Origin of the sequence: Streptomyces griseus subsp. griseus (assembly GCF_000720255.1) — a bacterium.
In the GTDB taxonomy this organism is placed as follows: Bacteria; Actinomycetota; Actinomycetes; order Streptomycetales; family Streptomycetaceae; genus Streptomyces; species Streptomyces griseus_I.
Genome location: NZ_JOJE01000004.1, coordinates 1 through 13,660, shown reverse-complemented (window position 1 = coordinate 13,660; position 13,660 = coordinate 1). Strand labels below are relative to the sequence as shown.

Genomic DNA, 13,660 nt, shown 5'->3' with positions numbered 1-13,660 from the left:
CGTTCCCAGATGCCTGGGCCGTTCCCCTGGCCTGCCACGTGCCGACCCGCGCGCGCTGCCCGCACCGCCGGAGGCATGGCGTGTGGCGGGGCTGATCGAATGTCTCCGTCCGCGAAGAGCCCGTAACGGCACGACGCTCAGGCGGAACGCAGGAGCGGCTGTGTGGGGTCACGCCGGGGCCTGATCACACTGGCCACGGTGGTGACCGTGGGCACCGCGCCGATCACGGCCAATGACACGGCGGCGGTGATCTGCGGAATGCGGGATTCGATGCCGTGGCCCCAGTGCAGGATGGGCTTCACGCCGATGAACGCCAGGATGAAGACGAAGAGGTTGTCGGCGGACAGGCTCTTCTCCACGACGTAGCCGGCGAAGTACCGCGCAGAGTACTCCCACGGACATCGCTTCCCATCCGGCCACGCCAGTCACCGTTCTGTGGAGGCGGAACGCTCGCTCCTGCGGCGGCGGAGGATAACCACCAGGTCCACCGCCGAGATCAGAGCGAGTGCCCCGCACACTCCCGACAACGCCGCGAGTTGTGAGGAGGTTGGGCTGCTGCCCGGCGTGGACTGCGATGACCAGACGGCGAACAGTGCTGATGCGGCGATGAAGAGCGGCGTGTAGCAGATGGCCAATAGCAGCCGCAGGCCCAGCGAACTTCGGGCTGTGACAGGTTCGGTACCCGTCCGTTCAAAGCGGCGGCCGATGAAACCCGAGCGTGATCGGGGCAGAGGCATGGCGGTCCCCATGGGGTGCTGAGATTGCCGACGATGAGGCCGCAGCCGATGGCATTGCCCACACGGCTGGGCCGCTTTGGCATCCGACGCATGCTTACGGGTTCCACAGCTACCCTTCGCTATGCGCATGCCGCGGTCGGTTCTGCCCTCGGATGTCAGGGCGGCACGGCAGCCGGCTTTCGGCTGGTCGTGGCTGGTCCGGCCGACGCCGTCCGATCAGTGGCTCTTGCTTGGGGAGCTCGCGGTTTATCCGGGCCTGGTTGGTTCCGCGTGGCGCTGGGCGATGTCAGCGACGATTTCGCGGAACTTCTTCTCGGTCAGGGGGTAGGTCACCATGATGGCGATCGCGAGAATGATGACCAGGGCTGGGACAGCCCCGGCCGCGATTCTGATCGCGGTGACAGCGCTGTCGCTCTGGGTGGCGGCGCCGGATTCGTAGCCTCCGATACCAATGATGTAGGCCGCGGCGGCAGCCCCGATGGCCTGGCCGAATTTGCGGCTGAGGGAAAGCACCGAATAGGTCGCGCCTTCGGCGCGCACGCCGGTCTTCCATTCCCCGTACTCGACGGTGTCGGCCACGAGCGCCCACATCAGGGTGTTGATGGCACCGATCCCGATGCCGAGGACGCCGAAACCGACGAAGGCGATCGCGGGAATGGATCCAGGCGCGACGGCGGTGACGATGCCGCCCAGGACGGCGATGATTCCGCCCGCGACGTAGGAGGTCCGCTTGCCGACCTTGCTCACGGTGGCGGGGATGGTCAGGGTGGCCAGGAGCATGCCGCCGACCTGTACGGCGACGAGGACGACGTAGAGGTCGGCGTCGTCGAGAACGTACCGGGCGTAGTAGATGGCGGTGGTCTCCAGGGCGAACATGCCGCACAGGAACAGCACGCTGGACAGGCCGAGCCGGAGCAGCGGCTTGTTCTGCTTCACGGTGTCCCAAGCCTGGCGCAGGCTGACCTTCTCGACATCGCGCTGCACCCGCTCCTTGGCGGTGGCAAAGGTGAACACGTACAGCGCCATCCCGATCACCACGAGGCCGACGGTGATGATCGTCAGGGATCGCTGGAGGTCGTCGGAGCTCGCGATCTGTTGTGAGACGACCACTGCCAGCAGCAGGATGACCAGGTTCGTGGCGAGCACTCGGGCGCTGGAGAGTCTGGAGCGTTCGTCGGGATCTTGCGTCATGGCGGTGGACAGGGAGCCATAGGGGATGTTGACCAGGCCGTAGGCGAAGGAGAACAGCGCGTAGGAGATGTAGGCGTACACGAGTGCGCCGCCTTCGCTCAGTCCGCCGGGCACGGAGAAGAGAGCGACGAGCAGTAGCAGCAGCGGCAGTGAGGCGAACAGCAGGTAGGGGCGGTATTTGCCCCATCGGGTGGAGGTGCGGTCGACGATGCGGCCGGCGATCACGTCGCCGATCCCGTCCCAGGCCCGCACGATCAGAAAGAGTGTTCCCGCCGTGGTGGCGGCGATCCCGACGACGTCGGTGTAATACAGGAGCAGGAACATCGACGCCATGGAGAAGGCCAGGTTGTTGGCGAAGTCTCCGGCGCCGTAGCCGATGTACTGAAGGGTGCGCAGCTTGGGGGCCTGCTCGCCCAGCCGGGTAGTCATCGGCGTGCTCGCCAGCGTTCACGTAGCTGCCAGGCGCTGGTCTTGGGTGTGCGGTCGCGGGTGAACACACCCTTCTTGTTGCCGTCGACACGCAGCAGACCCGGGGCGGTGGCGAAGTCGGCAAAGTTCCAGATTTGCTCGCCGACGACGGCCTCGACGCGGTCGAAGACTCGGTGATACATCGCGAGCACGTCGGCCTGGTAGTCCTCGGTCCACGGGGTGGCCATGAGGGTGCGCAGGCCCATGAGCGCGTCGGCGCCGTATTCGGTCATGATGATCGGCTTGTCGTGCTTGCGGGTCCAGGCCCGGAGCTCGTCCTCCAGGTTCCGCTCGGCCGCCGCGAGGTTCCCGAGGTCCTTGTACCAGCCGTAGTAGCGGTTGAGCATGAGGACGTCGAACAGACCGGAGATGACGTCGTTGTCCGGGGTCGCGCTCATGAAGTTGACGAAGGCCACCGGGCGGGACGGGTCCAGTCGCCGGGCCTCGTCGACCAGGGGCTCGAAGTAGGAGCGGGAGGCGGTGGTGGTGGACTCCGGCTCGTTGGCGATGCTCCAGATCACCACGCTGGGGTGGTTCTTGTCCCGGGCGATCATCTCGGCGAGCGCCTGGCGGTGGACCTCCTGCGTGGCCGTGTTGATGGTGAACTCGGAGAACGTGGTGAACACCGCCTCGGCGAGGGTGGCGCCGAGTTCGGCGTTGAGTCCCACGGCGGGAGTTTCGCCGATGACCACGATGCCGTGCCGGTCCGCGTACTCGAGCACCTCCTCCGCATAGGGGTAGTGCGAGGTGCGGAACGAATTCGCGCCGAGCCACTCCATCAGCGCGAAGTCATGGACCATGAACGCGTCGTCATGCCCCTTGCCGTGTACGGGGCTGTCCTCGTGCTTGCCGAATCCGGTGAAGTAGAACGGCTCTCCGTTGATGAGGAACCGGCTCCCTTCGACGGCCACGGTCCGTACCCCCACCGGCAGTGCGTAAGCATCGACGGGTTCCTCGCCGGCTCCACGAAGCTCGGCGTGCAGGTGGTAGAGGTAACCCTCGCCCGGCCGCCACGGGTGCACGTCCTCGACGGTGAGCTCCCCGGTGCTGCCGGCGGCTGACGCGACCTCGGCGCCGTCTGCGTCCCGCAGGACGACGCGGACGTCATGCTTCTCATCGGCGACCGCTTGGACCTGGTAGTCGATGATCCCGGTCGCCCCGTCGAGCCGTGTGAAGACAGTGATGTCGTCGATATACGTGCGGGGCGTGGTGTAGAGCCAGACGCTGCGGTGCAGGCCGGCGTAGTTGAAGAAGTCATGGAAGTAGCGTTGCCGTGGGCCGTCGGGAGTCTGTTCGACGTATCCCGGCGGGATCGACTGCCACGACAGGGTGTTGTCCACCACGACCGTGATCCGGTGTTCGCCGCCCGGCGTCACCAGGTCGGTGAGGTCGGCCTCGAACGGCGTGTACCCACCCTCGTGTGCTGTGACCTCGGTGTCGTCGACCCAGACCACGGCCCGGTGGGTCGCGGAGTCGAAACGCAGGACGATCCGCTGCCCCTCCCATCGCCTTGGCACTCGTATCATCCTCTGGTACCAGACGTCGCCCACATGGTCGTGGATGGCAGGGTCCGGAAACAGGTCGTTGTAGCTGGCCGGTACGGGCACCTCCCGTCTGCCAGGCAAAGTGCCGTTCCACCACCCACCAGTCCGGCCGTCACCATCGGTGTCGACGGCGAACCGCCACAGGCCGTTGAGCAAGGTGCGCTCGCGGGTGGGCGTATCGCGGGGCCTGAGCATAGGCACTCCTCGTGTCGTTGAGTCAGTTGCTGCGCGACATGCGCAAGTCGGCGGCAGCGACGATCAGCTCCACGCACGCGTCCACGCTGAAGGCGGTGGCGTCGATCATGAGGTGATACAGGGCCGGGTCGTCACCATCAGCGCCGTACGCCCTGTGGACGTACTCCCTTCGCGCCCAGTCGTTGGCCTTTACCCGCCGCTCAGCAGTGGCGCGATCGACGCCTTCGGCTTCCATCGTCTGTGCGATACGGGTCTGCAGGGGTCCGCCCAGGTACACGTGCAGTGCTTGCGGCAACGCGCGCAGCACGATCGCGCCGCCACGCCCCAGCACCACGCCTCCGGAGGAGGCGGCCTCGGCCATGAAGCGGCGGATCTGCGCCCGCATCTCGCTCTCTTCCAGAGGCCAGCGGTCCTGGGTGGGGCCGGCTGTCAGGCTGGGCGCTCTGGCCAGCCGTGCCAGCAGCCGCTGCCCGCGCCCGACCGGGCGTTCCTCGGCGGCGGCGACCACCTCCTCGGGAACGCCGGCCTGCGCGGCGACCGACGCCGGAATGGCGCGGTCGAGGAAGGTCACGCCGAGCCGCTGCGCCACCTCGGGCCCGATGACGACGCCTCCCGTGCCGTACAGCGCGGCAACCGTCACCACTGGAGGAGGCCGCTTCGGTTCCGGACCTGCGGTGTCAAGATCGGGCATACTTGGAATTCTTCACAAACCACACCAACCCGCTACTCAGCCCGACGTCTGGGTCACCCGCGTCGGTGGGATGTGCGGTGTTGCCGATGTCGTCGTACGGGGGTCAGCAGTTGATCAACACGCTGGTGCTGCTCGGTGCCACAGGCGACCTGTCCGGCCGGTACCTGCTGCCGGCCCTTGCCGCGCTCCGCGCCGCGGACCGGCTGCCGGACGACTTCCAGGTCATCGCGGCCGCGCGGCAGGACTTGGACGAGGCCGCCTTCCGGCGCACGGCCGCCGAGAGCCTCGAGCGTCACGCCCCGCTCGTACCGGCAGGGACGCGCGAGGACCTCATCCGCTCGGTGCGCTACCGCCGAACCGAGATGACCGACCCAGCGAGCCTCAGTGGCCTGCTGTCCGGTATCCGGCAGCCGGTAGCGGTCTACCTCGCCCTGCCCCCCGGTCTGTACCCAGCGGTGGTGTCCACGCTCGGGACCGCGGGGCTGCCTGCGGGGAGCCGGATCGCGCTGGAGAAGCCCTTCGGCGAGGATCTGGACAGCGCCGTGGCGCTCAACCGGCTCCTCGCCCAGGTGGCCGACACCGCCGGGGAGCAGGCGGTGTTCCGGGTCGACCACGCCCTCGGGCTACCGACGGTGCAGAACCTGTTCGCGCTGCGCCTGGCCAACCGCGTCCTGGAAGCCGTATGGAACAGTCGGCACATCGAGCAGATCGACATCCTGTGGGAGGAAGACCTGGGCCTGGAGGGGCGGGCGGGGTATTTCGACCGCTCCGGGACACTGCGGGACGTGATGCAGAATCACATGCTCCAGATCCTGTCCCTGGTCGCGATGGACCTGCCTGCTTCCCTCGATGAGCACGCTGTGCGGGATCGCAAGGTCGATGTCCTGCACTCGGTCCGCCCCCTGAGCCGCGAGGAGGTGGCGGCCCGGACCCGTCGCGCCCGTTACGCCTCTGGCTGGCTCCCCGATCCGGCGGGCGGGGCCGGGCGCGCCGTTCCGGCATACCGGGAGGAGGACGGCGTCGATGCGGCCCATGGCACCGAGACCTTCGCCGAGGTCGTGCTTGAACTCGACAGCGAGCGGTGGGGAGGCACCCGTTTCCTGCTCCGGGCCGGCAAGGCGCTGCATCGCCGGCGCAAGCAGGTCACGGTCCGCTTTCGGCCGGCCGAGCACCCGGTGCCCCATGACGTGCCGGCCAACGAGCTGCGGATCGGCCTCGACGGCCCTGAGGACATCGCCTTGCACCTGACCGGCGGCGTTTCGCTGAATCCGCCGAGCCCGGTGCCGGTGACGATGGCCGCGCCGCCTCCCGCCGCCGACCTGCCGGCCTATGGTGGCGTCTTGCTGGAGCTGCTGTTGGGCGGCAGCACGTTGTCCGTCCGCGGTGACGAGGCCGAAGCGGCCTGGCGCGTGATGACGCCCGTCTTGGCGGCTTGGAAGGCAGGGCTGGTCCCACTCGAGGAATACGCGGCAGGAAGCGCAGGCCCGCCCTGACGCACGGCCGGCGCCACCCGTCGTGGTCAACGTCGCCGTCGTCGTCGCCGGCCCGACAGCCTGCGTCCGAGACGACGGAACACCGTGGAGCGAGGCGGGCCGGGGACGCGGGAGTCCTTTGGCGGCGTGTCCGCCCGCAGCCCGCCTTCGCCGTGCTGCGGCACGGCGGAGGCTTCCCCGGGTGCGGCGCCGGCGAGGGCCATGATGTCGAGGCAGAGATACCGCACGCCGGCTGCCGTTGCTTCTCGAGCCACATGCGCCGCTGGGGCCTCGCCCGCCCGGCGGGCGACGGCCCGGGCCCGATCCACCGCGCGCCGGCGGATCGGGCGACTGCGCAGGTCGGTCGCGAGGTCGCTGATCGCTGTGGCCAGCTCCCGTACGGCCTGGGCGAGCCACCCCTGCTTGTCCTCGCTCATAGCAGTGCGCATGAGCATCAGGCAGCTGGCTCCGAGCAACTGCACCTGCTCCGTCTCCTCGTTCGTCCGCTTGGCGGCGGGGCGCTCGTAACGCCAGATCAGCGAGTGACCGGCGACCCGGACGCCTGCCGGTCCGGCCTTCCCCACCTCCGCGAGGTGCTCCCGTACGTTCGACATGCACCTGATCAGCTCCGTATGCAGGTTCTCGTCGCGCGCGTCCCGTTCCATCGCCTCAGCCGCCAGTCGAAGGCCCTCGGCCATGGTCGTCAGCGCCGCCTTCTCCGCCCGGCGCACCAAGGCCAGCGGCTCGGGGGGAAACAGCACCTGCGTGAACACCAGCGCCACCCCCGCACCGATCAGCGCATCGATCAGCCGGTTCCAGCCGGCCCCTCCGTCGGCCGCGGCGATCGTCAGGACCGCCCCGGAGGCGGCCTGGACGCGCACCAGCCGATCGGCCCCCAGCGCCTGCGCGATGACCAGCGCGACGAGCGTGGCCACCGCCAGCCTGTCCCAGCCACCTCCGAGGACCGCGACCGTCAATTCACCGACCACGATGCCGATGCACACCCCGAAAACCAGCCGCAGGGCGTTCCGGCCCCGCTCGCCGCGCCCGAAGTTGAGAGCGACCACGGCCGCGATCGGGGCGAAGAACGGGGCATCGTGAGCGGCGATCCGGCGGGAGATGACCCAGGCCACCGTGGCCGCCGCCGTCACCTGCACCAGCGGCCAGATCTCGGTGAACCACGACCGCAACGCTGCGGCTGTGCGCGAACGGGCCATACCGCGATCTCCTGGTTCGGTGAGGCACCATGACACGTAAGGGAGGAAGAGGGCATTATCCGCCCAAACTATCCGCTTCGCCGGGAGGTGCCGGTGCGTCCGGAACAGGTGACCGGCCCGGTCGCCTACCACGCCGAGGGGCCCGTATGGTCGCCACGCCGGGGCGGCCTGCGCTGGGTCGACATGCTGGCCGGGGACGTGCTGTCCCTGGCGGACGACGGCACGGTCATCCGCCACCACGTGGGCGACGTCGCCTCAGCAGTACGGCCCCGTCGCCTGGGAGGCGCGGTCATCGGAGTCGAGCGGGGCTTCGCCCTGGAAGACGCCGACGGCACACTGACGCACCTGGCCGAGCTGTGGGACGACGACCTGTTGGGGACCCACAGGTCCCCGATCCCGCGAGCCGGAACGGGTCGCGTCGATCCAGCGGCCCGCGTCGGGATGGCTGTCGGCCAAGCGGCCGGTCGGCACCGGTGCGATGGAGGCGTGGGCCTGAGTGGTGGCGCAAGTGGTGGGGTGGTGTCACGATTCGTGGATCGTCCAAGTGCGCTTTGTGTCGGGGGTGTTGAGAGTGCAGGCGTTGACCGACGACGATCCGCGGCAGGTGGGCGAGTACCGGCTGTTGCTCCGCCTGGGCGAGGGCGGCATGGGCCGCGTGTATCTCGGGAGGTCACCGACCGGTCGCATGATCGCGGTCAAGCTGGTGCAGGCGGAGAGAGTCAACGCGCCGGGCTTCCGAGAACGGTTCGCGCGCGAGGTCCGTGCGTCGCGGGCGGTCTCCGGTCCGGGCACGGTGCCTGTGGTGGACAGTGACCCGGGCGCGCCCGTGCCCTGGCTAGCCTCCGCCTACGTCCCGGGCCCCTCCCTCCACGAGGCTGTGCACGGGCACGGTCCGCTGCCCGTACCCGCGTTGCGGCGGCTGCTGTCGGGGCTTGCCGAGGCACTGGACACGGTGCACGCGTGCGGGCTGGTCCACCGCGATGTCAAGCCGTTGAACGTGCTGCTGTCCCCCGAGGGACCACTGCTGATCGACTTCGGGATCGCCCGTGCCGACGACGACACCGCCCTCACAAGAACGGGTCCTCCCCCCGGTACGTTCAGTTACATGTCACCGGAGCAGTTGCGGGGATCGGAGGTACGCGGTGCCAGCGACGTCTTCTCGCTCGGCGTGGTCCTGGCATTCGCAGCCACCGGGCGCAATCCGTTCGGGTCGGGATTGGCAGTGATGCACCGGATCCAGGAAGAGGATCCGGATCTGAGCGGTGTGCCGGACGACCTGATGACGGTGGTGCGCCGGTGCCTGGCCAAAGAGCCCGGGCACCGCCCCTCCCCCGAGGAACTGTGTGCCTGGGCGGAGGAGCACGGCACCGACGCCGCAGACTGGCTGCCCGCCTCCATCATGTCGGACATAGCCTGGAGGAAGGAGCGGCTCCGCGCTCTGGGGGCCACCGATCGGGACATCTGGCCGGGGCACAGCCGAGGCCGGGTACCGCCGCGTGCCGCCGCTGCTCTCCCTGCGGAGGTAGTCCCTCCGGTCACCGTCGTCTCCCCGGTCGCCGACCTGCCAACGGCCACGGCGGTCCCGCCGTCACCCCTCGCCCGACCGGCCACGGTCGCCCCACCGACCGCCCTCGCCCCACCAGTCGGCTTCGGCGGTCGGCCAGGCTTCGCCGCCCCGGCGCGCCCGATCCCGCCGCCGCGCCCGATCCCGCCGCCGCGCCCGAGCCCACCGCTGCGCCCGAGCCCGCAGCCGCCCTCGCGACCGCCGTCCTCCATGCCTCCGCCTCCCCCCATGCCTCCCCCTGATCAGGTCCAGGTGGCGCCCTGGGTGCGGAGGTCGGTGCTGGGCCACCCACTGCTGAGCCTGCTCGGTTTGCTGCCGATGTTCGTGCTGTTGGTCATGGGACCCGACCTCAAGGCCTATGCCCGGCAGCACCCGGACGGAGTGGAGGACAGTTGGCAGAGGCTGACCGACTGGGCGATGGGCGGGGACGGGTGGCGGCTGCCGTTGACGGTCCTCCTCATCGTCGTCCTGGTGGGACTGCAGTACTTCCGCGCCCGGCTCGAGCGCTATCCCGTGGCAGGCACCCGGACCTGGACCGCGGCCGTCGGGGGCTTCTGGCTCTTGTGGTCGGCCATGGTGACGCTCACCCTGTTGTGGGTCGTGGGGGTGGCCGAGAATACGGACGGGGACCTGGTGAGTGACTGGTTCCGTAACACCGTGCTGGGCACCTCGCTGGCTCTGTTGGTCAACCTGCTGGCGGCGCCGTTCATGGCGGTGGCGGCTGTGATTCGCCTGCTGCGCGGAGTCTTCGGCGAGGTGGGCGTGCTCGTACACCCGAGGGGCCGGAGCGGCGACAGCGGAGCCGGTAGCCGTACCTGATGGGAAGCCGGTGATCCCGCCCCACGTTCGGAGCCGACGACGCGACGCCCCCACCCGGGTCGGGGGACCCAGGTGGGGGCGTCGCGGACGGATGCGCGTGGTGAGGCGCTACCTGGCTGATGGGCTATTCGGTCTGCGCACCGTTGTCACCCGTCACCTCGGACACCTTCCACCGCTGGTTGGAGCCGGAGTTCGGCGTCCACACGCCGACGGGGGCTCCGTCGGCGGTGGACTGGCCGGAGACGTCCGGGAGGCGGCCGGTGGCGGCGTTGACGAGGGTCCAGGAGCCGTCGCCGGTCGTCGACAGGATCCACTGCGTGGCGCTGTCACGGTCGCCCTCGTCGGGCTCGGCCACGAGGGACCCGTCACGGACGGCCAGGCGCTTTCCTTCGGTGGCCTCGGTGAAGACGTACCGCTTCCGGTTGTCGTTGCCCCGGGTGGTCTGCTCCACCCGCCACTGCTGACCACTGGGGTCGGCCGCGTCGGCGCTCTTGATGACGAGGCCGGTGCCGTTGTCGGCGATGGTGAGGTCCTTGCCGCTCTGGACGCCGGTCAGCCGGTAGGTGTGGCCCTTGCGCAGCTCGGCCGCGTCCTTGGCGACGCCGGAGACGCCCTTGATGACGAAGGAGGTCACGGACTGGGCGGGCACGGTGACAGTGGCCTGCTCGCCGGTGACCCGGACGGCCTTCTGACGGGCGAGCTTGCCGTCGGCGCTGGTCACCACCGGGGTGACGGTGGCACGGGAGGAGACGTGGCCGAACTTCGACAGGTCGAGCGTGACGTCGCGGGCCTCGGTGGTGCTGTTGACGTGGACGACGGTCGCCTGGTCGCCCTTGCGGGAGAGCGCGGCGGTGCTGGAGGTGTCGTTCGTCTTGATCAGCCGGTCGCCGGGCTTGATGTAGTGAGTGAAGTTGCGGGCGGTGTCGAACTTGGTGTTGGTGTAGATCGGGCAGGTCTTGAGCGTGTCCTTGGAGGTGCAGCTGAACGGGAGCTGGATCTCGCCCCAGTTGCCGCCCTTCGCGGACTCGCCGCCCGGCTTCATGTTGTCGTAGTCCTCGACGGGCTGCCAGAAGACCCAGGCACGGGGCTCCAGTTCGCGCAGGTCGTTGACCATCTGCTGGGCCAGCCCGAGGCCGGGCCGCATGTCCGTGAAGCTCTGGCCGTCGCCCCAGTCGCCCTCGACCTCGCTCATCCACAGCGGCTTGTCCGCGGCCTTGGCCAGGTCGCGCACACTGGTGCGCTGGCTGGTGCCGTAGGTGTGGACGTTCATCTGGCCGACGAGGTCGCGCACGTCCTGGGGGTAGGAGTTCCAGTTGGTGGCGAAGGTGCCCGGGTTGGTCTCGTCCATCGCGGAGATCTCCGCGTTCGACTTTGACTTCTCCAGGGTCGGGCCCAGCGCGCGGATCACCTTCTGCTGGAGTTCGGGGCCGATGTGGGCCCCCTCCTGCCGACCGCCCACGGGCTGGCCGTCCGCGCCGAGCTTGGTACCCCAGTAGTTGGTGTTCGGCTCGTTGAACGGGTCCAGCGTGTCGACCTTGATGTGGTGCGCCTTCTCGAGGCGTTCGGTGGCACCCACCAGGTACTTGGCGAAGTCGTCGACGGAGTCGGGCTTCAGCTGGTCCTTGCCGGCGTCGAAGTTGCCGGAGACGTAACCGCTCTCGGTCATGAACCAGGGCGGGGAGTTGCTGAAGGTCTCCCAGTGGGTGATGTCCTTCTTGATGCGGTCGACCCACCAGCGCTGCGTTTTGTCGGCGTTCTTGTTCCAGTCGGCCGGGTCGTCCGCGTCCCACCAGTCGACGTCCTCGCGGGTGGTGCCCGCCGGGGCCTTCCACCAGCCCTCGACCGCTCCTCCGGCGCGGAGGTAGTCCTTGACGTCCGGGGCGTTGCCGCCGCCGATGTTGTAGCGGGCGATGTTCAGGTTGAGGCCGTCGTCGCCGAAGAGGAGCTTGGCCAGCTTCTCCCGTATCTCGGGCGGGTAGTCGCCGGTGGCGTTGGCGAACCAGACCAGGCTGGTGCCCCAGCCCTCGAACTTCTCCTGCTGGTAGGAGGGGTCGGGGCGGACGGTGACCCCGGCTGCGGCGGCGGCCTGGGTGGGCTCGGCGTGCGCGGCGGGCAGGGTGGTCGTGGCCAGGACGGTTCCGGTCGCCAGGGTGACGCCGATGGCCCCGAGGAGCCTTCTCTTGCGGGTGCGTTGTGCCATCTCGAGTACTCCACCTCTTCTGCGTGCCGTGTGTCCCGGCGCCGCGGAGATCGGGGCCTACGTGGTGCGACTAGTGCGGGTCTAGAGCCTTTTCGTACGGTTTGGACTGGGCAATGTTTACGTAAACATCCACTGGCGGGATGTCTACACTGTGCGAATCGCAGGGGTCAAGGAGTCGATCGGGACCGAAATCGCGCGGGCCGCGCGGCCAGGGGGCGAGGGGCAGGTGGGCGCAGTGGACGGGGAGCGGGAACCCGTGGGCACGAGCCGTACGAGAAAACGTGCCGCCCGGCCCCGGCAGGGCGCCTCCATGGCCGACGTCGCCCGCGTCGCCGGTGTCTCCTCCCAGACGGTCTCCCGGGTCTCCAACGGCTTCCCGGGCGTGACCGAGGAGACCCGCCGGCAGGTCCTGGCCGCGATGCGGGAGCTGGGCTACCGGCCCAACAGCGCCGCACGGGCCCTCAAGCGCGGCGAGTTCCGCACCCTCGGCGTGATCACCTTCTCCCTCTCCAGCATGGGCAACATCCGCACCCTGGAGGCGATCGCCACCTCCGCCGCCCGAGAGGGCTACGCCGTCACGCTCCTGCCGGTCGCCGTCCCCACCCAGGACGAGGTGCACGGTGCCTTCTCCCGTCTGGGCGAACTGGCCGTGGACGCCGTCATCGTCATCATGGAGATCCACCTGCTGGACGCGGTGACCGTCTCGCTGCCGCCCGGCGTCCAGGTCGTGGTGGCCGACTCGGACGCCGGCGACCGTTACACCGTGGTCGACACCGACCAGGTGGGCGGAGCCCGGGACGCCGTACGGCATCTGCTGGACCTCGGCCACGACACGGTGTGGCACCTGGCCGGCCCGGAGGGCTCCTTCGCCGCCCAGCGCCGCGCCAACGCGTGGCGCGACACCCTCACCGAGGCGGGTCGTGTCCCGCCGCCCCTGGTGCGCGGCGACTGGTCGGCCGAGTCCGGTTACCGGGCCGGTCTCCGACTCGCCGGGGAACAGCACTGCACGGCGGTGTTCGCCGCCAACGACCAGATGGCCCTGGGCCTGCTGCGCGCCCTGCACGAACGGGGCCGGAGGATCCCTGACGACGTCAGCGTCGTCGGCTTCGACGACATCCCCGAGGCCGCGTCCTTCCTGCCTCCCCTCACCACCGTCCACCAGGACTTCGCCGAAGTGGGCCGGCTCTGCGTCGCGGGCGTCCTCAGCAAGATGCGGAACGCCGGAACGGAACACGGCACCACGCTCGTCCCGCCCCGGCTCGTGGTGCGCCACAGCACGGCACCGCCGCCTCCTCGCGAGGACGCCCGGGCCGGCCAGGTGCAAGGCCCCTGAAGGCCCGGCTGAGCAGGGCCTGTCCGGCGGATCAGGTCGGAGGAAAGCCGCGGCGCCTCATCGGCGCAGGTGAGCGGGGCCCGGCGCCCCCAGCTGCAAGGCGGAGGAGGGCGGCGCCGAGCGCCTTCTGCAGGGCGGGCAGGCCCTCGTGGCGCAGCCGGGACCGGGTGTAGGCCGGGTCGGCGTTGTGGGGGTCGTCCCAGACGGGCAGGGACTGGACCAGGCAGGC

General features: G+C 69.6%; 10 protein-coding genes and 2 pseudogenes. 4 read left to right on the top strand and 8 right to left on the bottom strand.

Annotated elements, in window-relative coordinates; all coding sequences use genetic code 11:
- Positions 1-137: 137 nt before the first annotated feature.
- The 5 genes from IG99_RS07300 to IG99_RS07285 form a co-directional block, all read right to left on the bottom strand.
- Entirely contained in the window at positions 138-359 is a 222-nt protein-coding gene (locus IG99_RS07300; protein WP_037671060.1) for a TerC family protein, read from the bottom strand.
- 66 nt (positions 360-425) lie between these two features.
- Entirely contained in the window at positions 426-737 is a 312-nt protein-coding gene (locus IG99_RS50120) for a DUF6343 family protein (protein WP_078947570.1), read from the bottom strand.
- A gap of 246 nt (positions 738-983) precedes the next feature.
- Positions 984-2,357: a glycoside-pentoside-hexuronide (GPH):cation symporter gene (locus tag IG99_RS07295; RefSeq protein WP_051864989.1), complete on the bottom strand. Its 1,374-nt coding sequence runs from the start codon at positions 2,355-2,357 to the stop codon at positions 984-986.
- The gene (gene uidA / locus IG99_RS07290; protein ID WP_037671058.1) at positions 2,354-4,135 is read right to left on the bottom strand and encodes a beta-glucuronidase; all 1,782 of its coding nucleotides are present in this window, start codon (positions 4,133-4,135) and stop codon (positions 2,354-2,356) included. Before uidA ends, IG99_RS07295 begins: the two co-directional genes overlap by 4 nt.
- Positions 4,136-4,157: 22 nt before the next feature.
- A complete protein-coding gene (locus tag IG99_RS07285; protein ID WP_063768293.1) occupies positions 4,158-4,826 on the bottom strand; it encodes a cytidylate kinase-like family protein in 669 nt (222 codons plus the stop codon).
- Positions 4,827-4,912: 86 nt separating this feature from the next.
- Here IG99_RS07285 and IG99_RS07280 point away from each other — a divergent pair, with 86 nt between their 5' ends.
- A complete protein-coding gene (locus IG99_RS07280; RefSeq protein WP_051864988.1) occupies positions 4,913-6,319 on the top strand; it encodes a glucose-6-phosphate dehydrogenase in 1,407 nt (468 codons plus the stop codon).
- A gap of 26 nt (positions 6,320-6,345) precedes the next feature.
- Here the strand turns inward: IG99_RS07280 and IG99_RS07275 are convergent, their stop codons facing one another.
- Entirely contained in the window at positions 6,346-7,515 is a 1,170-nt protein-coding gene (locus IG99_RS07275; protein ID WP_037671051.1) for an FUSC family protein, read from the bottom strand.
- A gap of 87 nt (positions 7,516-7,602) precedes the next feature.
- On the opposite strand from IG99_RS07275, the pseudogene IG99_RS51375 reads away from it, so the two are divergent.
- Together IG99_RS51375 and IG99_RS07270 are read left to right on the top strand one after the other, a co-directional pair.
- Positions 7,603-7,938: pseudogene (locus IG99_RS51375) on the top strand (SMP-30/gluconolactonase/LRE family protein); the annotation flags it as partial.
- Positions 7,939-8,095: 157 nt separating this feature from the next.
- Positions 8,096-9,898 carry a serine/threonine-protein kinase gene (locus IG99_RS07270; RefSeq protein WP_234311764.1) on the top strand — a complete coding sequence of 601 codons (1,803 nt, stop codon included), beginning with the start codon at positions 8,096-8,098 and terminating at the stop codon, positions 9,896-9,898.
- 124 nt (positions 9,899-10,022) lie between these two features.
- Here the strand turns inward: IG99_RS07270 and IG99_RS07265 are convergent, their stop codons facing one another.
- Positions 10,023-12,098, bottom strand: a complete 2,076-nt coding sequence (locus tag IG99_RS07265; protein ID WP_037671048.1) for a glycoside hydrolase — start codon at positions 12,096-12,098, stop codon at positions 10,023-10,025.
- 310 nt (positions 12,099-12,408) lie between these two features.
- Between IG99_RS07265 and IG99_RS07260 the strand changes: the two genes are divergently transcribed.
- Positions 12,409-13,431 (top strand): LacI family DNA-binding transcriptional regulator, encoded by a 1,023-nt coding sequence (locus tag IG99_RS07260; protein WP_051864985.1) that lies wholly within the window; start codon positions 12,409-12,411, stop codon positions 13,429-13,431.
- Between the two features lie 91 nt (positions 13,432-13,522).
- On the opposite strand, the pseudogene IG99_RS47440 reads toward IG99_RS07260, so the two are convergent.
- Positions 13,523-13,660: pseudogene (locus IG99_RS47440) on the bottom strand (tRNA lysidine(34) synthetase TilS); the annotation flags it as partial.